This is a genomic window from Vogesella mureinivorans (genome assembly GCF_007644035.1).
Taxonomy (GTDB): domain Bacteria; phylum Pseudomonadota; class Gammaproteobacteria; order Burkholderiales; family Chromobacteriaceae; genus Vogesella; species Vogesella mureinivorans.
The window spans coordinates 1-263 of the sequence record NZ_VMTV02000747.1 but is presented as its reverse complement, the minus strand read 5'-3'; the positions used below and the strand labels follow the sequence as shown (position 1 = coordinate 263).

Genomic DNA, 263 nt, shown 5'->3' with positions numbered 1-263 from the left:
CTGCCCTACTGGCGCGCCGGCGCCGCCGTCACCACCAAGGCTGACGACAGCCCGGTGACCGAGGCCGACCAGAAGGCCGAAGCCCTGATCGTCGAGCGGCTGACCGCGCTCTACCCCGGCGTCCAGACCGTGGCCGAGGAGGCCTGCGCCGCGGACGGAACGCCCGACGCGGAGAACGCCTTTTTCCTGATCGACCCTCTGGACGGCACCAAGGCCTTCGTGGGCGAGCGCGAGGCGTTCACCGTCAACATCGCCCTGGCCCA

Annotated in this window: 1 protein-coding gene; it reads left to right on the top strand. The window is 71.1% G+C overall.

Annotated elements, in window-relative coordinates; genetic code table 11:
- Positions 1-263 (top strand): inositol monophosphatase family protein (locus tag FLQ44_RS18040; RefSeq protein ID WP_276607881.1); only part of this gene is annotated, 263 nt, incomplete at both ends.